The sequence below is a fragment of the Paenibacillus sp. P4_E11 genome, from assembly GCF_056401635.1.
Window position 1 is genome coordinate 53,142 of record NZ_JBFUIX010000012.1, and the last position, 19,655, is coordinate 72,796.

13 protein-coding genes are annotated in these 19,655 nt (G+C 53.7%); 7 read left to right on the forward strand and 6 right to left on the reverse strand.

All coding sequences use genetic code 11. The annotated features are described in order from the left end of the window. Positions 1-82: 82 nt before the first annotated feature. From uvrA to AC1DWB_RS07605, 4 genes are all read left to right on the forward strand, one after another. Entirely contained in the window at positions 83-3,007 is a 2,925-nt protein-coding gene (gene uvrA / locus AC1DWB_RS07590; RefSeq protein ID WP_477540437.1) for an excinuclease ABC subunit UvrA, read from the forward strand. Positions 3,008-3,099: 92 nt separating this feature from the next. Continuing rightward, complete coding sequence (locus AC1DWB_RS07595; RefSeq protein WP_477540438.1) at positions 3,100-3,603, forward strand: GNAT family N-acetyltransferase; 504 nt, start codon at positions 3,100-3,102, stop codon at positions 3,601-3,603. Between the two features lie 231 nt (positions 3,604-3,834). Continuing rightward, the gene (locus AC1DWB_RS07600) at positions 3,835-4,044 is read left to right on the forward strand and encodes a hypothetical protein (protein WP_477540439.1); all 210 of its coding nucleotides are present in this window, start codon (positions 3,835-3,837) and stop codon (positions 4,042-4,044) included. A gap of 822 nt (positions 4,045-4,866) precedes the next feature. Next, on the forward strand, positions 4,867-6,753 hold the full coding sequence (locus tag AC1DWB_RS07605; protein ID WP_477540440.1) for an ABC transporter ATP-binding protein: 1,887 nt from the start codon (positions 4,867-4,869) through the stop codon (positions 6,751-6,753). Between the two features lie 31 nt (positions 6,754-6,784). Here AC1DWB_RS07605 and AC1DWB_RS07610 read toward each other — a convergent pair whose 3' ends face one another. From AC1DWB_RS07610 to AC1DWB_RS07630, 5 genes are all read right to left on the reverse strand, one after another. Beyond that, the gene (locus tag AC1DWB_RS07610) at positions 6,785-7,933 is read right to left on the reverse strand and encodes an MBOAT family O-acyltransferase (protein WP_477540441.1); all 1,149 of its coding nucleotides are present in this window, start codon (positions 7,931-7,933) and stop codon (positions 6,785-6,787) included. Between the two features lie 118 nt (positions 7,934-8,051). Beyond that, positions 8,052-9,155: a hypothetical protein gene (locus tag AC1DWB_RS07615; protein ID WP_477540442.1), complete on the reverse strand. Its 1,104-nt coding sequence runs from the start codon at positions 9,153-9,155 to the stop codon at positions 8,052-8,054. A gap of 17 nt (positions 9,156-9,172) precedes the next feature. Next, positions 9,173-10,387 carry a class-II aminoacyl-tRNA synthetase family protein gene (locus AC1DWB_RS07620; RefSeq protein ID WP_477540443.1) on the reverse strand — a complete coding sequence of 405 codons (1,215 nt, stop codon included), beginning with the start codon at positions 10,385-10,387 and terminating at the stop codon, positions 9,173-9,175. Between the two features lie 9 nt (positions 10,388-10,396). Next, positions 10,397-10,648: an acyl carrier protein gene (locus AC1DWB_RS07625; RefSeq protein ID WP_477540444.1), complete on the reverse strand. Its 252-nt coding sequence runs from the start codon at positions 10,646-10,648 to the stop codon at positions 10,397-10,399. A 62-nt stretch (positions 10,649-10,710) separates the two neighbouring features. Continuing rightward, positions 10,711-13,998: an FG-GAP repeat domain-containing protein gene (locus AC1DWB_RS07630; RefSeq protein ID WP_477540445.1), complete on the reverse strand. Its 3,288-nt coding sequence runs from the start codon at positions 13,996-13,998 to the stop codon at positions 10,711-10,713. A gap of 262 nt (positions 13,999-14,260) precedes the next feature. Between AC1DWB_RS07630 and AC1DWB_RS07635 the strand changes: the two genes are divergently transcribed. Further along, positions 14,261-16,780: a U32 family peptidase gene (locus tag AC1DWB_RS07635; RefSeq protein ID WP_477540469.1), complete on the forward strand. Its 2,520-nt coding sequence runs from the start codon at positions 14,261-14,263 to the stop codon at positions 16,778-16,780. A gap of 391 nt (positions 16,781-17,171) precedes the next feature. On the opposite strand, the gene AC1DWB_RS07640 is transcribed toward AC1DWB_RS07635, so the two are convergent. Then, positions 17,172-17,642 (reverse strand): NUDIX hydrolase, encoded by a 471-nt coding sequence (locus AC1DWB_RS07640; protein WP_477540446.1) that lies wholly within the window; start codon positions 17,640-17,642, stop codon positions 17,172-17,174. 278 nt (positions 17,643-17,920) lie between these two features. Here AC1DWB_RS07640 and AC1DWB_RS07645 point away from each other — a divergent pair, with 278 nt between their 5' ends. Beyond that, the gene (locus tag AC1DWB_RS07645) at positions 17,921-18,943 is read left to right on the forward strand and encodes an ABC transporter ATP-binding protein (protein WP_477540447.1); all 1,023 of its coding nucleotides are present in this window, start codon (positions 17,921-17,923) and stop codon (positions 18,941-18,943) included. Then, positions 18,936-19,646 carry an ABC-2 transporter permease gene (locus AC1DWB_RS07650; protein ID WP_477540448.1) on the forward strand — a complete coding sequence of 237 codons (711 nt, stop codon included), beginning with the start codon at positions 18,936-18,938 and terminating at the stop codon, positions 19,644-19,646. Before AC1DWB_RS07645 ends, AC1DWB_RS07650 begins: the two co-directional genes overlap by 8 nt. The last annotated feature ends 9 nt before the right edge of the window (positions 19,647-19,655 follow it).

A 19,655-nucleotide genomic window follows, 5' to 3' on the forward strand; every position in this document is an offset into this window, starting at 1 on the left:
TCCAAATCCTGCTTGTTTCCCCTTTCCCTTGCACGTGATAGGATAGATAGAATGACCTTGGTTTGGTGAGAGGATGGTAGCTGTGGCACATGATAAGATCGTAATTAAGGGAGCTCGTGCTCATAACCTGAAAAATATAGACGTAACAATTCCGCGTGATAAGTTTGTCGTCTTGACCGGACTTAGCGGCTCGGGGAAATCGTCGCTCGCTTTCGATACGATATATGCGGAAGGTCAACGCCGTTACGTGGAGTCACTGTCTGCGTATGCCAGACAATTTCTAGGCAATATGGATAAGCCTGATGTGGATTCAATCGAGGGGCTGTCGCCCGCGATCTCCATTGACCAGAAGACGACAAGCCGGAACCCGCGTTCGACCGTAGGTACGGTAACGGAGATCTATGACTACCTCCGGCTACTGTTCGCCCGGATCGGGCGCCCGCATTGTCCGGTGCACGGTATCGAGATTAGCGCGCAGACTGTCGAGCAGATGGTGGACCGCATTATGGAATACCCGGAGCGCACCAAGCTGCAGATCTTGGCACCAATCGTATCTGGCCGCAAGGGCGAGCATTCGAAGCTGTTAGCCGACATTCAGAAGCAAGGCTTCGTTCGTGTGCGAGTGAACGGCGAGATTAAGGACTTATCGGAGAAGATCGAGCTCGACAAGAACAAGAAGCATTCGCTCGAAGTTGTGGTCGATCGAATTATTGTGAAGGACGATGTGCATAGTCGCTTGGCCGATTCACTGGAGACAGCGTTGAAGTTGTCCGAAGGCCGGGTCATTGTCGATGTAATGGAGAAGGAAGAGCTGCTGTTCAGCCAGAAGCTGGCCTGTCCGGAATGCGGCTTCAGCATTGAGGAATTAGCACCCCGGATGTTCTCCTTCAACAGTCCTTTCGGAGCTTGTCCGGATTGCGACGGACTTGGCGTCAAGATGATTGTTGACCCGGATCTGCTCGTACCGAATGCCGAGATGACCATTGATGACGGTGCGTTCGAAGCATGGGCCGGTAGTACGTCGAACTACTACCCGCAGTTCCTCGCTTCGGTCTGTGAGCATTATCGTATTCCGCGTGATCAGCCGGTCTCTTCCTTCACGCCGGAGCAGATGAAGAAGCTGCTCTACGGAACTGGAGGAGAGAAGGTCCGGTTCCGCTACGAGAACGACTTCGGGCATACGAAGGAAGCGATGGTACCTTTCGAGGGCATTGTACGTAATCTGGAGCGCCGCTATCGAGACACCGGGTCGGATGGCATTCGTGAGTATATTGAGCAATATATGAGTGCGAAGCCTTGCCAGGGTTGCAAGGGACAGCGCTTGAAGCCGGAGAGCTTGGCGGTGTCCATCGGTGCCAAGAATATCGCCTATGTAACGCAACTATCGATTGGGGAAGCCTCGGACTTCTTCGGCGGCCTGGATTTGACGCCAAAGGAACAGACAATCGCTAACCTCGTGCTGAAGGAGATTAGTGCCCGGTTGGGGTTCCTTGTGAACGTCGGTCTGGATTACTTGTCGCTCAGTCGCTCGGCGGGAACCTTATCTGGCGGTGAGGCGCAGCGTATCCGATTGGCTACGCAGATTGGCTCCAGTCTGATGGGCGTCCTCTACATTCTCGACGAGCCGAGTATCGGCTTGCATCAGCGCGACAATGACCGTCTCATTCAGACGTTGGAGCATATGCGCGACTTGGGCAACACGCTCATCGTCGTCGAGCACGATGAAGACACGATGCTGGCGGCCGACTACATTATTGACATCGGACCAGGGGCGGGCATTCATGGCGGTCAGGTTGTAGCGGAAGGAACACCGCAGGAGATCATGAAGGACCCGAACTCATTGACTGGCCTGTACTTGTCGGGTAAGAAGTTCATCCCGATTCCGCTGCCGCGCCGAAAGCCGAATGGGAAGTGGCTGGAAGTTCGGGGGGCCAAGGAGAACAACCTGCGCGGCGTGAATGCGAAGTTCCCGTTAGGTGTATTCACTTGCGTGACCGGTGTATCCGGTTCAGGCAAGAGTACACTGATTAATGAGATCTTATATAAGACGCTGGCGCGCGACTTGAACAAGGCGAAGGCTAGACCGGGGGAATACAAGGAACTGAAAGGTCTGGAGCATCTCGAGAAGGTTATTGATATCGACCAATCCCCCATCGGGCGTACCCCTCGATCCAATCCTGCTACTTACACGGGGTTGTTCGACGATATCCGCGACGTATTCTCCAACACAACAGAAGCGAAGGTGCGAGGCTACAAGAAGGGCCGGTTCAGCTTCAACGTGAAGGGCGGTCGTTGTGAGGCGTGTCGGGGTGATGGGATTATTAAGATCGAGATGCATTTTCTGCCCGACGTCTATGTACCTTGTGAGATTTGCAAGGGCAAGCGGTACAATCGCGAAACGCTGGAAGTGAAGTACAAAGGCAGGACGATCGCAGAAGTGCTTGAGCTGACCATCGAGGATGGCTGTGAGTTCTTCAAGAACATTCCGCGCATCCATCGCAAACTGCAGACGCTGCTTGATGTGGGTCTGGGCTATATGAAGTTGGGCCAACCGGCAACCACACTATCAGGTGGAGAAGCGCAGCGGGTTAAGCTGGCAGCTGAGTTGTACCGTCGCAGTACAGGCAAGACGATGTACATTCTGGATGAGCCGACAACGGGGCTGCATATCGATGATATCGACCGTCTGTTGGTCGTGCTTCACCGACTTGTAGATAGTGGGGAATCGGTGCTCGTCATTGAACACAATCTGGATGTCATTAAGACGGCTGACTATATTGTCGACCTTGGTCCAGAGGGTGGTAACCGCGGAGGCACGATTGTTGCTGCGGGATCACCTGAGGAAGTTGTGAAGGTGCCGGAATCGTATACAGGCAAGTATTTGAAGCCGATTCTGGAGCGGGATCGCAAGCGAACAGAAAATGCTCAGGCTGAAGCTCAAGCCAACGCGGGGAAGGATAGTTCTGAGAAGAAGCGTAAGAAAGAACAAGAGAATGCTGTGGTTTAGACCTAAGACACTACGACTAGCATAAGGATGGGGCCTAATTCAGAGGCTCCTTTTTCTTGATGCAGGATCGCCAATCAAGGAGATTGAAGGATATGCAGTTGCATCCGCTTCAGCCAGAAGAGGCTATGGAAATAGGCAAGTGGAGATACGAAGGGATATATGCCTTCTACAACTCGGTAGAAAGCCCGGAGGCATTAACAGAATTGTTGGATGGCTCCTATTATGCTGTACGTGCCGATAATGGGGAGTTGATCGGCTTTTTCTGTCTCGGTCCTAATGCTCAAGTGCCAGCCGGAAGAGCCGAAGGTCTATATGAAGGGCTGAATGTGATCGATTTAGGCTTAGGTATGAGGCCGGCACTGACCGGTCAAGGACTAGGCTCGTCCTTCCTTCATGTAGGGTTGCAGTTTGTGAGAGAGCAGTTGAAGTCGAGCACAATACGGTTAACGGTAGCTTGTTTTAACGAACGGGCGATTAGACTGTATAGCCAATCAGGGTTTGTAGAAGTCGCCACTTTCGAAAGTAAGGGAACACCTTTTAACATCATGGAGTACCAGATAGTGAGACAACTAATATCCTCGCAATCCTTGTTATAGATAATGGAAGGGATGGGCATCTTATGCTTACGGGGAAGTTGGAGAAGTGCCCTAAGTGTGGGATGAGTATCCTTATGGATTCCATAAGAAAATGTTATAAGCTTGCCCAACGGCTTCATAAAGGTGACAAACTTGTTAACTTTGGAGAAAGGACTTGCAACCGTTGAAGATGCAGGATAACATAGATGAAGATGCGTATACTGTCTGTTTACACGAAGGAGGTCACAGGCTATGTTCCTGGCTGAAGAAGCCGCAAAGACGGCAAGCCGTTTTCAAACGTTTGATGTGTTCGTCATTCTGTTTACGATTGTACTTGCCATCGCGTTGTTGCGTTCATTGGCGGCACCGATCAAAAATAAATTCGCTATTGGCTTCGCAGCGGTAAGTCTAATCGTGTTCCTGTTCATGGACGTGCTTATGGTGAAGTACTGGTTAAGCTAGGTTACATAGGATGTCCGGGACGGATACATGGACAAAACTAGAGAGCGTGTACAAACTAAGAAGTTCTGGGATTGGCGCAATGGTGCGCGTATGCCAGAACTTTTTTGCTTTTTAATCTAACAGGTCCGAAGCGCTAACGGCGATACGGACCTGTCTTCATTAGCCTATCATGCCAGGTGAGGCTGTCGATTAACTGTGTACAGAAGGAGTGGAAAGTGAAAAAGAGGACCCCGGCGAGTTTTGGCTTGAACCTCCATACCGCGAAATCCCTTATACAATCAAGGGAGGTTCAAACAAGATGTTTGAGCTCACGGGGTCCCCGCAAAGTACTCGGATTATGCTCCAAAGCTCATCTTCACTTTGTGGGGTATAGGGGGCGATCCAGGACGACACCGGCTTCAAGCAGCAGATCAATTCGGCCTGCATTGCCGCAGCACAGGGTATCACCAGAATCAGTCGAAGCCTGAAGCGTGAAGGCCAAGGCTCTCTCGACATCCTTCACCTGTGCAGGGCGGCGCTACTGTAGGGGCCTTCTGTGGCAGTCGTCTTCTTCTCCTCGATGCTGCAAGTGGTAAGCTCGAGCGCGAGGTGGAGTTGCCCGGCCACGTGCATGCAGCAACCGAGCATCCGGACGGCCTCTACTTCGCAGTGGAGGACGTGCTGTACCGGTTGGAGCTGTAAAGGACGAATGCACCAAGACCTAGCGGTGATCCTCCGCTAGGTTTTTCTATTAAGTTGAAAGTAAGGGCGGAGTCCGCCAATTTTCAAGTACCATTTTCAGAACAGATTAGGTACAGTTAAGGAAGTAGAGGGGGCGGTTCGATGAGTATGAACATGGGTGGCGGCGATTTCGGTTTTGGAGGCGGTATGGGCGGCGGAGGTGGAGGAGGTGGCGGTGGTAACCGCTACAGGATGCGGGAGCTGGCCAAGAATGAGAAGTTCGACTGGGTCATTGTCCGGCGCGTTCTACTCTCGTTCATCCCTTATTGGCCGCGTGCAGTCTGGATCGTCTTGCTGCTGCTTGTGACAGCTGTTGGGAATCTAGCCCCCGCATGGCTGACCCAGCGAATCATCGACGACGGAATATTAAAAGGCAACACGGAGACGGTCATCACCTTATCGCTGTATTTGGTTGGCATTGTGCTTGCGGTAGGGTTGATCGGTGTCTGGCAGAGCTGGCTGAACAATTCCATCGCGCAAAATGTGATGGCGGATTATCGACTGTCCTTATTCGAGCATATTCAGAAGCAATCGATCCATTTCTTCGCCTCGCGCCAGTCAGGTGAGCTGGTGTCCCGCGTCATGAATGACGTCACCGCGATTCAGAACGTGGTTACCTCCACCTTGATCGGCCTTGTGAATAACTTGCTCATTATATTGAGCACGCTGTTCCTCATGTTCCACATGAACTGGAAGCTGACGATTCTGGCGCTGCTTGTTGTACCCGGTTTCGTGCTGCCGACTCAGCGTGTAGGTCGATTTCGGCAAAAGCTGCAAAATGAAATTCAGCAGCGGATGTCCTCTATGACCGTGCAACTAAGCGAATCGTTCGGGGTGAGCGGGGCGCTGCTGACTCAAATATTCAGTCGGGAGAAGTCGCAGGGCGAGGAGTTCTCGAAGGTCAACGGGGAACTGCGCAATCTACAAATCCGCCAGACGCTAGTTGGGCGGTGGCTGTTCATGTGGCTAGGGATGTTCTCGTCCTTCGGACCGGCTATTCTGTGGGGGTACGGAGGCTGGCTCGTCATCCATAATCAGATGGGGATCGGGGTTATCGTCTCCTTCACCACGCTGTTAGGCCGTTTGTACGGGCCGCTTAGCCAACTGACACAGCTGCATGTGAATGTGTATTCTTCCTTTGCCTTGTTCCGACGCATATTCGCCATGTTGGATACGGAGCCGGAGATCAAGGGTGGTTCGGTTCAAATACCACCCGGAAGCGTGAACGGGCGAATCCAGTTGGAAGACGTGTCATATGCCTATCGCAAATCGGGGGAAGAACGTTACGAACCGGTGCTGAAGCATATTAATCTCCAGGTGGAACCACGTCAATTGGTGGCGATCGTAGGGCCGAGCGGAGCAGGCAAGACGACACTCATGAACCTGATTCCGCGCTTCGCAGACCCGCAGTCCGGTTCGGTGCGGTTGGACGGTCAAGACATCCGGGAGTTGACGTTGCCGGCGCTGAGAACGCAGATGGGTCTTGTGCCGCAGGACCCGTTCTTTTTCCACGACACGATCTATAACAATTTGTTGTTCGCCAACCCGACTGCCGGGATGAAGGAGATTGAAGAAGCTTGCCAGGCTGCGCAAATTCACGAGTTGATTGCCGGCTTGCCGGAAGGGTATGAGACGATGGTAGGCGAGCGCGGGTATCGATTATCCGGCGGGGAACGACAGCGACTGGCGATTGCCCGTGTCCTGCTCCGCGCCCCGCGCATCGTCTTGCTGGATGAGGCGACAAGCTCGCTGGATACGCTGGTCGAGCGGCAAATTCAGCATGCGCTGGAGGTGCTGATGAAGGACCGGACCGCAATCGTCATCGCCCACCGGCTATCGACGATTCTGAAGGCGGATCAGATCGTCGTGCTGGAAGCGGGGCAGATCGTGGCGAGCGGCACCCATGAGGCGCTACTGGACAGTTCCCCGCTGTATCGGCAGCTGTATGAGGCGCAGTTCGTGGCGCGAGGGGAAGCGGGTGCCTCATAGCGTGAATGAATCGACAGCCTCTGAGCATCATCTACAGCGAGAACAAGCCTTTATAGATGCGCAGCACCGTCTCGGTGTTCCCGCTGTACACGATGATGGCCAGCAGGACGATGAGCTGGGTGATAGCGCAGCGGAAGTAGAAGAAGCGGGCCGATACTTTGCGGCGCTGGACGAGTGACTGCTGCAGCAAGCTCTCCAGCCCGATAAGTGTGCCATGATAGACGCCCCATAGCAGGTACAGCCAGCTGAAGCCGTGCCAGAGGCCGATCAGCACCATGATGAGCAGTGACACCCCAGCCGCAGCCCATCGAGATGAGAGCTGCCGGGAGAAGATCATGAAGATGTGATCGCGGAACCAATCGCCAAGCGTAGCGTGCCAGTTGCGCCAATATTGGGTCAATGTGGGCGAGAGGAACGGCTGCTTGAAGTTTTCCGGAATCGAATAGCCCATTAACCGGCCGAAGCCGATCGCGATGTCGGAGTACCCGGAGAAATCAAAGTAGATCAAGGCGTAGAACCAGACCATCAGGAATAAGCTTCTCGCCGGATCAAGGTCCTGCTCTAGCACGGACTTGAACACGGTGGTCATGGCCGCTACGAGCACGACTTTTTTGAACAACCCGAGAATAATACGTTTGACGCCGGCTTCAAAGTCCGCGGCCCCCACCGTGTAAGGTTTTTTGGAGTCGGCGATAAAGTCCCGGAACTTCAGAATCGGGCCGGAAGTAAACGTAGGAATAAACAGCAAATAGTTCACATAATCGAGCATCGGTGCTCTTCCATCCCGGCCAACATAGTAGGCGAAGTAGAACGAGTCGATGACCTTGAGTACGGTATAGATGAGGCCGAATGTGTAGATGGCATCGAAGTAGGGGTGATCGAACACCCCCATCCAGAACAGACGAATGATGGTAACCCCGGCAATGTTGAGGGCAATAAGGGTGAGAAACCACATCTTGCGCCACGAGCCGACATAGCAGAGAAACAAGTAGGCCGCATAGTTAATCAACGTGTAGGCAACAGAGAACAGGAATAGCTTCTGGCTGAACACCAGCAAGAAGAACAGATTGAAGGCGAGCACAAGCACGCGTTTATTCGGTTTCCACCACCGGGTCAGCATCAGAACGGCAACCATGCCGAACAACGCGACCAAGGCGTACATATTCAACAAATAGGACATGCGGGAACTCCTTGGTTAATCGACATTCTTCGAATCAAACCTCAAAATCCTTCGTAAATAAACAATCCCTTACCTGTGAAGGCGATCAGGACGGCGGTCAGCATAAGCAAATAGACGACTACTTCGAAGAGTTTGCGAAAGACTGGAGCCATACGTCCACCTCCCGGGTAAATTGCGGTGCGCCAACCTCGCGGTTCAAATGCACCAGATCGTGAAACTTGTCGGCCGTATAGGAATCGGACAAATCCAATACCGGAACGTTAGCGGCCTTCAGCGTCTGCCCAAGCTGTTCCTTGAGCGGTTTCCAATAGCCTGGTTGCGGATAAGCCGGATCCGGATTGAGCGGCATGATGACGACCTTCAGCGGAAGCTGCTGCTTGTGGGTGTAGGCGATGATCCAATCCAGAGCGGACAAGTTATCACGCATCTCATCAAGCGTCATCCAGTTGAACAGCTTCTCGTAGCGCTCCCAGTCGGCCTTGAGCGATTCCGGCTTACTAGGACCGAAGTACAACTCCTTGTCGATCCATCGGGGTTCGTACGTATGCAGGTCCAGTTCGCCGCGCTTCGCACCGGCCCAGACGTTCTGCACAAGTTCTTTGCCAGAATCCTTGAAATAGTCCCGATAAAAGTAAAGGTAGGGCTGATACCATCGCTTGAACCAGGGGTACGTGGGGTCCGTCTGCAGTTGATCGAGCATCGTGTGCGCGTCAATGCCGATCACAAGCTGGTCTTCTACGTCATACTTGTGTTTCTGGAGAATTAACTTCAAGTCGGTCAGCTTGCCATAAGCCAGCCCCAGCTCCACAAGCGGGGATTGGGCTTTATCCTCCATGTAGGCCCCAGTAACAGCGGAATTTCCAAAAAAAACGGGACCCGATCGATCCCAATGATGATGATAAAGCGTTTTGGTAAAATCGTCTTTGTAAAAGCGCCGGCTCGTAGACATCGGATCCCATAAGGAGACAGACGTATCCAAGAGCATGAATGCAGCGAGTAGAAGCAAAACGAAGCTGTTGCGGCGCACGGCAGATTTCAGAGGGCTGAGTATCGAACCGCCGCCGCTTCTGCCGTTCCGGCCGCCGCTCTTCCCGCCCCTGTTGCGGGGGCCGAGAGGAAGGCTGTCTTCTGCACTGGCTAAGGGAGCGGAATGGCCATTGCTGCTATCGTTGCTGTTGCTATTGGCGCTAATATTACGATTGGTACTATTGCTGCTAGACATGATCGTTCACTCTTTTATTAGATCGATTTGGATTGCCAAGCTCGGTACTGCTCGCGGAATGCGGTCGGCCATTGCCCTTCATCCAAGCCATACTGGGCCAGGAAAGCGAATACCCACCGCTCGATTCCGAAACCGAGGCAGCCCGTCGTCGCCGGTCGCTTACCAGTCTTGATGTCGAATGCGCTGCCGAATGCCGTGCTGTGGAAGTTGACCGAGCTGCAGGCAATCGACTTGTTGATCCGCGGAATCGTGAGCCGCATCTCATACTTCATCTCTTGGTTGCGTTGGAACGAGGCTTTCACTTGAAAGTCGTTCGTGAAGAACGGGTCGTTGGCGTTTTCAATGACACAATCGAGTTCCCACTCTTCCGCCAGCTGTTTCAGGTGCTCAACGGCCTTCAGACGATTCTCGCGAACGAATTCGGGTTTGCCTACGAAAATCACTTCCCGCATGCTGAAATCCAGCAGCCGACCGAAGTCACCGTGATTATGCGACTCGTAGCGATGGCATTTGGCCACGGCCGTGGCAATAATCCCGTCCCCGTCCAACGTCTCGCCCTGCAGTCCCTCGTAGCAATGGTAGCAAGTCGAAGGGTTCATCGCGAACTTGGGCTTCGGCATATGATGGTTCAGATCCAGCTCGGCCTCCGGTTTCCAGCCTCCTGCTTCGCGGATCGTCTGGGAGAACGACTCGATCACATCGAGATCGTCGCGCAGGTGGGACAAGAAATGAAGATGCTCCGGGAACGAAGTGAAGTGGTTCGTCTTATCTAACGTAGTCAGGTGAATGATAGCCGGATAAGTCTCTTCCTTGGCTCCGAACGCCTGAGCGATCTTTGTGACGAACGAGTAGTCGAAGAAGCGCATCAGACTGGAGAAAGGCTCCCGGAACAGGAACAGCCCCTGATCCAACACCTTGATTACTTTCTTCTCCACTAACTCTGCGATGATATCACCATCGTAGGGCATAGGCCCCTTACGTTCGTACAGAATGTGTTCCTTGAAGCCGAAGTCGCCCTTAGAGAACCGCTCAATCAGCCGTTCCACATGTGCGACAATCCGGTCGTTGCCGCCCGGGGAGTGATGGACAATGTGCAGATCCGTGCCGTCCAGCCAAATTCGCTCAATCGCCTCATCAACGAAAGATGAAGCGTATTTCACTTGTCCGTGCTGGTTAGGGTCGAGACGTTGCAGAGAGACGACGCATTCCATTTGTTCCGTAGTCTGTTCCATGGCCGTCGCCTACCTCCCCGTCTTCTTCGTAATAAACTCGGCGATTTCGTGGATCGTATTGAGCGGATACAACATGAGGTCCTGGTTCGTGACCTGCAAGCCGTACGTTTTCTCGATATGTGCGATTAAAGCGGTAGCTCCGATGGAGTCAATGTAGCCGTAATCGAACAGATGCACCTCTTGAGTGAAATCGCGGTCATCGGGCTCGATCTCGTAGCGTTCGCGAATATGTTGTTCCAACTGCTGAGCGATTTGTTCCATGATCGGGTAACACCATCCTTCCTGCTGGGTCATCTTCGTCTATTGTTTTGCCGTACTTCGAGCTATTTTTTATGAAGTGTAATGGAAGTCTTCTCACCGAAATGCGTGATCGTATACGTATTGTTGCCTTCTGCTTCGAACTTGTCGATCTTCAAATCGCTACCCTCGATCGTGAGTGGAGTTGGACTGAACAGCTTGATCTGCTGCATGCCGTCCGACTGAAGCGCGATCGTCCACGTCTTGCCATTCTTGTCGATCGTGATCGGGACATTGGAACGAATAACATGCAGGTCGGGCTGTTTCCAATCGACAGCGATCGACGTCTTGCCCTGAAGACCAACATACACCTTCTTGTCTTTCTTGGTCACGATGTCGGAGCTTGTGCCGAATGGGACGTTGGCGTATGTTTTACCCGGTTCGAATACAACACCTACCGCATCTCGATATTCCTCTGCCATCTCAGCAGGTACCGCACTCGAGTCAGCCTTCACCGATAAGCTGAGATGTTTGCCGCTGCCGATCCGATTCTTCACTGTATCCAACAAATAAGTGAACCAGCTTCGGGTTACCTGAATATCGCTCTTCATGGCGGCTATCGTAGCGCGTGCCATCTGCGGCTCGGAGACGAAGTTGTAGTCGTAATCGGTCCGAAGCCGATCGAAGAACTGGGCAAACTTCGTCAATTCGTTCAGCTTGTTCTGATCCTGATATTCGATATGCTCGAAATAATTAATCGGCATGTCCAGCTTAGCGAATGCGTGGTACAGGTCGGTATTATCGAGCTTGGGATCTTCCTCGTTGAACGCGAGCTTCTTGCCTGGCGTGTACAGCAGCATCGGCTGCTTGAACGAATCATCGGCGAGCAGGAACGGGAAGCCCCAGATGAAGTCTTGTCCCCATTGCGGATCAAGTGGATCGTTCGGCGGTTTGAAGCCGAAGTTGAACCAGATGTCCGCGTCGTTCTCATTGCGCAGCGTCTGCAGGTTGTCGTTATTGCTGATGCGCCACGTATGCTGGTTTGTTCCGGTCAACTTCCAAGGAATGCCGAGCTTGTCGAACGCTTGGCGGTGAAGGGCGATCTCTTCCTTCTCCTGCTGGTCGCTCACGTAGCTGTGCATGAACAAGTGGGGATACAGCTCCAGCTTGTTCTTCTTGGTGTAAGTGAGAAACTCGTCCAGTTGCTGTTTATAGGGAAATTCCGGATCGTCGATCGTAACCGGCTTGCTGTATTCCACTTGGCCGACGATCAGGTCCTCTTTGCCGTCATGGTTCAAGTCGTACCAGACCGGCACGGAGAACTGGCCGCCGACGAGCGCTTTCGTGCCCATCTGATTGTTCGTCTTGCCGTTCAGCGGCCCTTGGGCCAACCAACGGTCGAATCGATCCAACTGGTCGTACACCAGCACATCGCCTTGGCTGTTGCCGATCGTGAGATCTGGCTTGCCATCGGCGTTCAAGTCTCGGATCGACGGCGCGGCGTACTTCGCCGGGATGTCGAACAGCGTGACGCCTGCCTCGAAGCGCAGCGGCTCGCCCTTGATGCCGCGGTATAGCGTCACGCGGCCGCTGGCGTCGCCGACGACGAGATCGGCTGTGCCGTCGCCGTCGACGTCGCCAAGGGCGGGCGCGGCGTGGCCGGCCGCCGCTGCGATAGGCGCGGTCGCGTTGCCGCGGCCCGCGACAAGCGGCACCGGCGCGGCGAACACGCCGCCCGGCCGTTGCAGCGCCGCGAGTACGCGGCCATCGGCTCCGCCGACGACGAGGTCGGCGCGCCCGTCGCCGTCGAGATCGCCAGCGGCGATCGCGGCGTAGCCGCTAGCGACCCGCAGCGGCTCGCCAGCGGTCGAGCTAGCGCCGCCAGCCGCTGTGCTTCCGGCCGCGCCCCCGCTGGCCGCCAGCCGTACCGGCTGCCCGGTCGCGAAGGCGTCCGGGTAGGCCGTACCGGTCGGCACCTGCTGCGTCGACGTCTTCAGGCCGACATTGCGGAACCACGTGATCGAGCCGTCTTGACTGCCTGCCAGCAGGTCCGGCTTGCCGTCGCCGTCCAGGTCGGCGAACGCCGGATAGGCACGGTACGGCAGCTCGAGCTTAGTTCCCAGGTCGGTAGACGGTTCACCTTGCTTGATCGGATAGCCCTCCATGTACAGCAAGTTGTCTCCGCTCAGCAGATGCGTCCCACTGGAGTAGAACGAATTCGGAAACTCGCCGACGAATTCGGGCTGTGCCGTCGATCCGGTGTTCAGATGAACGACGATCCCTTCGTACCAATGCCACCAGTCGAAGGACGAACGGACAAGCGAGAAGGACGGGATTTCGTTGTATGTTTTCAGCAACTCGGCCCATTGAATGCCTTCTTGCTTCTCGAACGCCGGCAGCGCCTCGAAGTGGTTCTGAAACGCCATGGCGGGTCGGCCATAAGGCCCGTACACTTTCTTCACACTGTACCCCAACGTTTCCTTGGATACAAACGCAACGTATTCGCTGCGCAGCAGATGATTGGCTGCCGCAAAGGAAAAGTTAAAGTAAGGCTGCAGCGGTAGGCCGGTTTTAAAATTAAAATAATTCGCTTTGAACGTCCGCTGTTCCTGAAGCGACATCTCATGATCGCTAGTTTTCTGAGCGAAGCCTAGTGCTGGATTCATCCCGCTCTTCATATCAAATCCGGTCACGAAGTAGCGGTTCGGCAGAAATCCGCTAGCGGTCAGAACGGTACCGGCCCCTACGCGGTTCAGCGTAACAATCGGTTTTCCCTGCAAAATGACGATAGGCTCAGCCGTTGTCAGGACAAGCGATTTACCCCACTTGAAGCCGGGCATGTAGTCCTTCAATTTGAGTGTGTTTGTGATGACATTTTCCGTAAAGCCGTCCGTATATTGGTGGAACACATCTTGAAACCCTTGCAGATGCTCATCCACCTTCGGATATGTAAACTCAGGCTTCTCGATAGAAGGCAGTTCCTCTGTCGATGAACCGCCCAACAGATCAACCGGAATCACATCAATCAGCTCATTATCGACGAACAAATGTCCGCCTTTTTCCACATATATACGAAGCATCGCGATGTCGGCTTGCAGAGTAGGACTGTCCTTCAGAGAAGGGTCCAACACGACGGCGTCGTAGGTTTGCAACTTCCTCGCGCCTAGCTCGCCGAGCGGCCAGCGGTTTAACTTCAGATTAGGAACGAGGGACTGTTCGTAATTCAAGTACGCAGCTTGATCATAAGTAGATCCGCCAGTCGCATAGAGCAATCGAACGTGTTCTTCTTTTTTTCCGAATACCAGCAGCGATAGGCAGGCAGCAACGAGTAGAACACCTATGAGCCAGCGGACGGCATGCTTAGTAAGTGGCAATTGAAATCCCTGCTTTTAAGATGAATTTGTAGGCTTGCATTATTGTCATTATAGCATTTTCATCGTTTTTTGTTAATCTTTGACGACTGGCAGGGGAATTTTGTCAATCCCTGTCATGCCTATCGCCATATACGGACAACTAACAAGTGGCGATTCGGACCCAGCCGTTTCAAATGGCTTTTTGCCTCTCTTTTCTGGTACACTAATGAAGAAAGTAACGGTGAAGAACGTTTGGAGGATGTTTAACTTGACAGAACACGCGATGATTCGCAAAGAACATATAGAACTGCTGGCGCCTGCCGGCGATTGGGATTGCATGAGAGCGGCGGTGGCGAATGGGGCCGATGCGATCTTTTTCGGGGTAGACAAGTTCAATGCCCGGGTCCGGGCGCACAATTTCACGATGGACGAGCTGCCGGACGTGATGTCATTCTTGCACCTGTACGGGGTGAAGGGATTTGTGACCTTCAACATCCTCGTGTTCGAGGAGGAATTGAATGAGGCGAAGCGGCTGATCGAAGCGTGTATCGATGCAGGGGTGGATGCGGTCATAGTCCAGGACTTGGGGCTGGTGAAGCTTATTCGCGAGATTTCCCCGGATTTCCCGATCCATGGGTCAACGCAGATGACGATTACTTCGCCAGAGGCGGTAGAGTTCACGAAATCGTTCGATATGGAGCGGGTCGTGTTAGGTCGGGAAAATAATTTGAAGCAAATCAAGCAGATTGGCGACCAAGCGAAGCTCCCGATGGAAGTGTTCGTACATGGCGCGTTGTGCGTGTCTTATTCCGGGCAGTGCTTGACCTCGGAAATGTGGGGCGGACGGTCGGCGAATCGCGGGGAGTGTGCACAGGCGTGCCGACTGCCGTACGATTTGATGGTCGATGGCGTGCAGAGGCCGATGGGCGACGTTGCGTATTTGCTGTCTCCGAAGGATTTGGCAGCGTTGGAGCTGGTGCCGGAACTGATTGAGGCGGGCGTCACCTCTTTCAAAATCGAAGGTCGATTAAAGTCGCCGGAGTATGTCGCCAACGTGGTCGGTAAGTACCGCAAAGCGATTGACGCTTACTTCGAAGGAAGGGACCCGTTGCCTTCCAAGGAAGAGCTGCGGGAGCTGGAACAAAGCTTCTCGCGTGGCTTCTCCTACGGCTTCCTGAAAGGGACGAACAACAAGCAATTGGTCGAAGGAACGTTCCCCAAGAGCCGCGGGGTGTTCCTCGGCCGTGTGAAGCAAATCTTACGTGACGGCGTTGTGTGCGAGTTGGAGGCACCACTCAAGCGCGGTGACGGTATCGTGTTCGACGCTGGCGATCCGACCCGCAAGGAAGAGGGCGGACGCGTGTACGACGTTCGACGCAAGGGCGTGAAACTGGAGGGTGAAGCGGCTGGCGGCCTGATTGAGATCGTGCCAGGACGTAATGACGTAGACTTGAAGCGCGTCCACGTTGGCGACCGGGTCTGGAAGACGAGCGATCCTGCGCTCGACAAACGGTTGCGCCAGACGTTCGAGACCGACAAACCATACCGCGTATTCCCGGTGAAGGTGAAGGTCACGGGGGCGCTGGGCCAGCCGCTTAAGTCCTGGTGGACGGATATGCAGACGGGTCACATCGTCATGGTCGAGTCTGAGCTTGCGCTCGTCCAGGCTGAGAAACGGCCGATGGATCAGGCGTTGTTCGAGGAGCAATTCGGCCGCTTGGGCGGCACCGTGTTCGAGCTCGCCGAGTTGGATGTGCAGCTGCAGGGCGACTTGATCGTGCCGATGCGCGAGCTGAACCAGATGCGCCGTGAGGCCGGGGCGCAGTTGGAGGCGGCGCGTCGACAGCCGCGCGCCTATGTGAAGCGCGGCGTTGACGTGTACGACGACGCCTACCCTGCCGCCGCCGCCATCGGGGCGGGCGGCTCGAATGCGGGCGCTGCGGCGCCGTACCTCATTGCCTTATGCCGCAGCCTGGAGCAGGTGCAGGCGGCCGGCGAGACAGACGTGCCATGGATATACGCCGACTTCGAGTTCATCAAGCAATTCCCGGCGGCAGTCGAAGCCGCGCGTGCGGCTGGTAAGAAGATTGCGCTGGCTACTCCGCGTATCCATATGCCGGGAGAGAACGGCTACTTCCGCAATTTGTTGAATTTGCGGCCAGATGCGGTTCTCGTGCGTAATACAGGTGCGATGTATGCATTCATGCAACATCGGATGAACAAGCCGGACGAGTATCAGCCGGAGCTAATCGGTGACTTCTCGCTGAATGCGACGAACCACAAGACGATCGATCTGTTTGCGGCCGCAGGTTGCAAGCGAATTACGCCGTCCTACGATTTGAATATCCAACAAATGGTCGACCTGCTGAGCCGATCCGACACCTCGATGATTGAGATCGTGCTGCACCAGCATTTGCCCATGTTCCATACCGAGCACTGTGTGTATTGTACGTTCTTGAGCGAAGGTACGGATTACACGAATTGCGGTCGACCTTGCGAAGACCATCGGGCCTCGCTACAAGACCGAGTCGGGATGTCGCATCCCGTCCGCGTCGATGAGGGCTGCCGCAATACCGTCTACAATGCGATTGAACAGTCCGGAGCGGAATATGTAAGCAACTTCCTTGACCTTGGCGTGCGGGCATTCCGCGTGGAATTCCTCGAAGAAAGCGGCGCGAAGGTCCAAGAGGTGCTCGACTTGTATAGTCGTGCGCTTAGCGGCGATATTAGCGGCACACAAGTCTGGCGCAAGCTGAAAGCGACGAACCAGTTGGGCGTGACGCGCGGGCAATTGGTGAAATAAGCGGATACCTCGAAGAAGCCTTCCCTCTCTTGAGTCACGTAGAGATGGAAGGCTTCTGCCTACTTATAGAACGCTACTTTCTGTTATAAAACCACAATAAAATGATCAAATAGTGCAATTCCGACTTTGACATGTACAGGTCGTACAATGGTTTCACCTCTCTCTCAACCAAGCTATTACTAGCAAATGCATAGTTGAGAGATTCGGCACGGCACATGTCTTGAAGCTAGCGTCCAACGTAAGGCGTTATCCGCGGTGCAGGACCACAAAACCGGATACGTCGGTCGTTTTCTTAGCGAATAGCCAAGAGGAGGGGAGTGGTCACGGTGCATAAAATTTTGTTTTGCTTGGGAACATCAACGATAAGCTGGTGACGAAGCAAAGAGCCGCGTTACCCTACGATAGGCGGCTTCCGACCCGACAACAAGTCGTCGAAGACGTGCTTCTGAGAAGGGAACAAACAATCCGGTAAATCCTGCAATGAGAAAAACTGCAAGGCTGCTGTCTCCTCCTCGTCCCCACGTAATTCTCCCGTATATTCTCTGCAAGTAAATACGATTTTCACTAGTGAGAGTTGGTCTCCATTGGCTAGCTTTTTTTGTTGTGCAGGGCCAGAATAAATTCCGAAAAAGTCCAAAGGGCCTAGCGTCAGTCCCGTTTCCTCGAACACTTCTCGTCTTGCTGTTTCTTCCGCCGATTCCCCCAGCTCCATAAATCCTCCGGGATGCCCCCATGTCTGACTGTCCGCTCTCAACTGCAGTAGCACGCAATCATTGGAATCGAATAATAGTACACCAGCGGCCACCATAATGATCGGGTCGTGACCGACTTTACTTCGGATATACTCCACATAGTTCAACATGCGCTTACTACACTCCATTTCCCAGAGGAATTCGTTTGAAAATACTATACACCACTAGAAGAAGGAAAGTATAGCGAACATCGTTCACAATTTAGACACAATATTTTAATCTTATTTTCAGTTTCGTTTAAGGTTGGCTTATTGTTTCGCTTGTATATTAAATCTCGTCACACAGAAATCCCAACATCCAAGATGGGATATATAGAAGGTTAGATAAACGGAGATACAGAGGAACCAGCCAATTCCGGGTAGGTTTGGAAGAACAGGAGGGTGAACGTGTGTTAGAAGTCAATGAAGTTAGCAAGCTGTACGAGAACGAGAGAGGGGTTCGCAACATCGATTTCTCCATGACCGGCGGCGAGATCGTCGGCTTTTTGGGGCCGAATGGCGCCGGCAAAACGACCACGATGCGCATGATCACCGGCTACTTGAACCCGACGAAGGGTTCGATCAAGATTGACGGGCTGTCGATGGCTGACCATCCACGCAAGGCGCGGAGCAAGATCGGCTATTTGCCCGAAACACCGCCGTTGTACCCGGAGATGTCTGTTCTATCGTACTTGAAGTTCGTCGCCGATCTGCGCGACGTGCCCGTACGGGAGCAGAAGCTGCGCATCGGCGAAGTGATTGAGAAGCTTGGCCTGCAGGGCCGCGAGCGGCAAATTATTCGCAGCTTGTCGAAGGGATACAAGCAGCGGATCGGACTGGCGCAGGCGATCGTGCATAAGCCGGATCTACTCATCCTGGACGAGCCTACTTCCGGTCTCGATCCGAAGCAGATTATCGAGATTCGCCAACTCATTCGCGAACTGGGCGAGAACCATACCGTTCTGCTCAGTACGCACATTTTGCCCGAGGTGAATGCCATCTGCAACCGGGTGTTGATCATCAATCAAGGCCAAATCGTGCTGGACGATCATCCGGACAACATCTCTAACTCGATGAGCGACACGTTCGAGTTGAAGCTTGAGGTGCGTGGACCAAGAGAGGATATTATCCGTGAGCTGAGCAGCTTGGCTTCAGTGGGCAGTGTCAAGGAACTGGACTCAGAGCACGCCTCTACAGGTGCAGAAGCGGCAGCCTCTTCCACTCGCTTCCAAGTTACAGCCAACGACCGGACCGACATTCGCGAAGCGGTGTTCTTCCGTATGGCCGAGCGCGGATACCCGATTCTCGAGATGAAGAGGGAGAGCTTGAGCCTGGAGGATGTGTTCCTGAAGCTTACGACGAACGAAGCAGCAGAGCCGGCCTCCGCCACCGTGCAAGCAGACGAACAATCGGAGGTGGAAGGCGATGCGTAGAGCATGGGCAATATGCAAGAAGGAGCTGCAGCTGTATTTTTACTCCCCTGTGGCATATGTGGCATTTGCGTTTTATTTTCTCATATCCGGCTATTTCTTCAGCATGAACTTCCTTAGCTCACAGGTCGTAGACGTTCGGATGCTATCCGGCAATGCCATGGTCGTGTTTTTGTTCGTCATTCCGCTGCTCACAATGCGATTGGTGTCGGATGAGCTGCGTCAAGGTACCGATGAATTGCTGCTGACGTCTCCGGCGGGAATCGGGGAAATTATTATCGGCAAGTACATGTCCGCACTCATTGTCCAGTTCATGCTGGTCGCGGGCAGCCTCGTCTATCCGCTTATGATGTCTCGATACGGCGATCTGGATCAGCCGATACTCTGGCTGTCGATGCTTAGCATGTTTTTGATCGGGGCAGGGATGATGGCGGTGGGCTTGTTCGCCTCTTCCTTATCGTCCCACCAGATGGTGGCTGGTATTGCCGGATTCGCGATGCTGCTGCTGCTCTGGATGATTGACTGGCTAGGGGACTCGGTTGCCGGCAAAGCGAAGGAGTACCTCATCCAGTTCTCGTTAGTTGGTCGTACGAACAATTTCAACAAAGGAATTTTTGATTTGGCAGATTTCTTGTTCTTTATCATGTTTACAATCGTGTTTGTGTTGCTCAGCATTCAAATCCTAGAACGCAAACGGTGGAGATAAGGGGGGAAG